This window comes from Thiolapillus sp., assembly GCF_048562965.1.
GTDB classification, from domain to species: domain Bacteria; phylum Pseudomonadota; class Gammaproteobacteria; order Chromatiales; family Chromatiaceae; genus Thiolapillus; species Thiolapillus brandeum_A.
Genome location: NZ_JBHNMF010000342.1, coordinates 1 through 3,503 on the forward strand (window position 1 = coordinate 1; position 3,503 = coordinate 3,503).

4 protein-coding genes are annotated in these 3,503 nt (G+C 57.1%); 3 read left to right on the plus strand and 1 reads right to left on the minus strand.

From position 1 onward, the window contains the following. The first annotated feature begins 321 nt into the window (after positions 1 to 321). From zwf to ACOCD2_RS14455, 3 genes are read left to right on the plus strand one after another with little or no spacing between them, the layout of a single operon-like run. Complete coding sequence (gene zwf / locus ACOCD2_RS14445) at positions 322 to 1,809, plus strand: glucose-6-phosphate dehydrogenase (RefSeq protein ID WP_293648533.1); 1,488 nt, start codon at positions 322 to 324, stop codon at positions 1,807 to 1,809. Then, positions 1,806 to 2,468: a 6-phosphogluconolactonase gene (gene pgl, locus ACOCD2_RS14450; protein WP_293648536.1), complete on the plus strand. Its 663-nt coding sequence runs from the start codon at positions 1,806 to 1,808 to the stop codon at positions 2,466 to 2,468. The genes zwf and pgl overlap by 4 nt, the downstream gene beginning before the upstream one ends. Further along, the gene (locus tag ACOCD2_RS14455; RefSeq protein ID WP_293648539.1) at positions 2,461 to 2,712 is read left to right on the plus strand and encodes a GIY-YIG nuclease family protein; all 252 of its coding nucleotides are present in this window, start codon (positions 2,461 to 2,463) and stop codon (positions 2,710 to 2,712) included. The genes pgl and ACOCD2_RS14455 overlap by 8 nt, the downstream gene beginning before the upstream one ends. On the opposite strand, the gene ACOCD2_RS14460 is transcribed toward ACOCD2_RS14455, so the two are convergent. Further along, entirely contained in the window at positions 2,707 to 3,219 is a 513-nt protein-coding gene (locus ACOCD2_RS14460; RefSeq protein ID WP_293648542.1) for a SprT-like domain-containing protein, read from the minus strand. The genes ACOCD2_RS14455 and ACOCD2_RS14460 overlap by 6 nt on opposite strands. Between the last annotated feature and the right edge of the window lie 284 nt (positions 3,220 to 3,503).

The following is a 3,503-nucleotide window of genomic DNA, read 5'->3' on the forward strand; positions in this document are numbered from 1 at the left end:
GCCCAGGCGCCGCTCATCGACCGGGCCATCAAGAAAATGATGAAGGTACTCAACGCACGGATTGTCGGGCCCAAGCTGCAAATGGCTGAATGATTTCGGCTTACTGCATGTATTTGCGTCCAGAGGCCCGCGAAAGCGGGCTTTTTCTATTGGAAGATATTTTAATACGGCAACGTTATCCTGCGTTCAAGGTAATTGGTTTGCCGTTCTTACTTGTGCAAGAATACTTGCCACGAATCGCTGTAGATCGAGTTTAAGGAGGAAGTGTTTTGACCAGACATACGGAGCGTTTTGGAAGGGCTCTTATCATGGAGTGTGACAATGTTTGAACAGGTGGGTTGCACCTATGTGATCTTCGGCGCCACGGGCAACCTTTCCCGGGAAAAACTCATGCCTGCGCTCTATCACCTGGATGCGGCAGGTGAACTGGAAGCGGAAACCCGTATCGTTGCCAGCGGCCGTCGTGACTGGGATGATGCACGCTGTGTACAGGAGGTACGGGGCTGGGTGGAAGCCAGAGCAAGGGGGGCGCTGGACGAAGCCGTATTCAAACGCTTTGCCGCCAGGCTGAGCTATTTCCGGGGAGACCTGGGTGATGAAGCCACCTGGCCGGCGCTGAAGAACTACTTGCAGTCCCGCGAGGAATTGCCCGCAAACATTGCCTTCTACATGGCTATCCGCCCGGCAGAATTCGGCCTGGTGGTGGACAACCTGGGCAAGCAGGGACTACTGCAGGAAGGTGAATACTGGCGCCGGGTCGTCATCGAAAAACCTTTCGGTTACGACCTGGAAAGTGCTCAGGAACTGCAGAAGGACCTGGCCCGGCATCTCAAGGAAGATCAGATCTACCGCATCGATCACTACCTGGGAAAGAGTACCGTGCAGAACGTGCTGGTTTTCCGTTTCGCCAACACTCTGCTGGAACCCCTCTGGAATCGCAACTATATCGATCACGTGCAGATCACCCATTCCGAAACCGCGGGTGTAGGCAGTCGTGGCGCCTATTATGACGGCAGTGGCGCCATGCGCGACATGATACAAAGCCATCTGCTGCAGCTGCTGACGCTGGTCGCCATGGAGCCGCCGGTATCGATGCAGGCGGAAGAATTGCGGGACGAAAAGGTCAAAGTGCTCAAATCCCTGCGTACCATCGAAGAGGAGCAGGTGCCGGAGCATGCCTTCCGGGCCCAGTACAGCAGCGGGCTGGTAAACGATAGCCTGGTCAAATCCTATCTCGAGGAGGACGGCATACCGCCGGACAGCCGCACCGAAACCTATGCGGCAATGAAACTCTATGTGGACAACTGGCGGTGGCGCGGTGTGCCCTTCTACCTGCGTACCGGCAAGCGGCTGGCGGAGAAACAGTCCATCATCTCCATCTGTTTCCGCCACCCGCCCCAGCAGTTTTTCCGTGATACGGATGTGGGGCCGATGAAGCAGAACTGGATCATGCTGGGTATCCAGCCCTGTGAGTGTATGCGCATGGAAATGACCGTGAAGGAACCTGGGCTGGAGATCCGCACCCGTCAGCGCAGTCTCGATGCACAGCTTCGCGGTGTACATGAGACAACCATCGATGCTTACGAGGAACTGTTACTCGATGTGATGGATGGCGACCGCTCTCTGTTCCTGCGCTACGACGAAGTGGAGTGGGCCTGGCGGGCGGTCGATCCCGTGATCAGGTACTGGCAAAAGGACAGGGAACCCATCCCCCTGTATGCCGCGGGCAGTTGGGGCCCGCCCGAAAGCCGCCGCCTGTTCAACAAGCCAGACCAGCGCTGGCGACACAGCATGGATCCCGAGGAATGAACTGGCAGCCTGTCGACGATGCCGAAGCAGTTGCCACGGAAGCGGCGCAACGGATCATCACCTGCGCAGCGGAATCCATCAGCCGACACGGCCGCTTTTCGCTGGTGCTCGCGGGTGGCGCTACGCCGGCGAGGGCATATCAGCTTCTGGCAGAGAAAGATGCGGATTGGAAGCTGTGGCAGTTTTATTTTGGCGATGAGCGCTGTCTCCCCGTGGACAATCCGCAGCGCAACAACGTGATGGCGATGCGGCACCTGTTCCGGCACATCCCGGTAAAAGAGGATCAGATCCATGTCATACCCGCAGAGGCAGGTGCGGAAGTGGCGGCGGCTGCCTATGCTCGGGAAATCGAACCTGCATTGCCCTTTGACCTGGTGCTGCTGGGCCTGGGTGAAGACGGCCATACCGCTTCTCTTTTTCCCGGCCAGGAACATCCTCAGGATGAAAGGGTGGTGGCGGTGCACGATGCCCCCAAACCGCCTCCGGACCGTGTCAGTCTCAACTACTGTACCCTGGCGTCCGCCGGCAAGCGCCTGTTTCTGGTCAGCGGGAAAGGCAAGGCCGATGCAGTACGGCGATGGCGGCGTGGAGAAGTTATTCCTGCTGCCCGCCTGCCGGATTCCGATGTGCTGGTGGACAAGGCGGCCTGGAATGAGTGACTGGACCGTCTATATCATCCGCTGTTCGGATGACAGTTACTACACCGGCATAACCACTGATGTGGAGCGGCGTTTCGAACAGCACCTGAGTGGCAAGGGCGCAAAGTATTTCTACGGACGCTCCCCGGTGGAAGTGGTGTACACGGAGTATTGTGAGAACCGCAGCCTGGCTTCCCGGCGTGAGGCCCAGATCAAGGGGCTGGACCGTGCTCAGAAGATCCGCCTGTTCAGTCTCCCATCATGACTTGAGCTGCAACGGCTTGCCGCACCGGGTGCAGCGGTATTCCGTTTTGCGGTACTGTATGCGGTTGTGACGGGTGCTGCTCAACTGATGCTCACGGCAGGCGCATACATAGGTAAAGCGCCGCTGCCTGCGCTGCCGGACATTGCCCAGTTTGTATTCGTGACAGCGTGAGGGTTCGAGCCCGTAGGCCTGCATGAGATCCTGCCACTCCCTGCCGTGGGGCCTGATGTTCTTGTGCGGATGCAGACAGTCCATGATGTAATGAGCAACCTCATGGGGTGGCGTGCGTTTGCAGAAGGCGTCGAACTGGACAGCTGCGATATCCATGTTATAGCGGATGCAGGGCTGATAGCCGCCGCGATACTGGCCGGCGGCCCGGCCACGCAAATCGAAGCGCACTTCCGGCACCGGGAAGTCGCGTCTGTACAGCCGGTTCGCCCTTGTCACCCACCGCCGGGTGATTTCGTGTAATTCCTGTTGTTGTTCGGGAGAGAGGAAAACAGACATGGTGATGAAAACATTCCTGGTACTGGTATTTGCTGCATTATTAACCCGGCGACCAAATATGTCGCCCTCAGTGCTTCAAACAGGACGCGTATCAAGGCGCGGCTTGCAGGCAATGGCAAGCCCTTGTCAAAAGCCGCAACACCGATACGCGTCCTGTTTGAAGCACCTAACTAGTTCCCGTCTATAAATGCCAAGTCATTGAAATTCAATTGAAAAACCGAAAAAAGACGATGAGAAATCCGGTGCAGGATGGTACAATTATGATCTAAAGCATTGATACATAA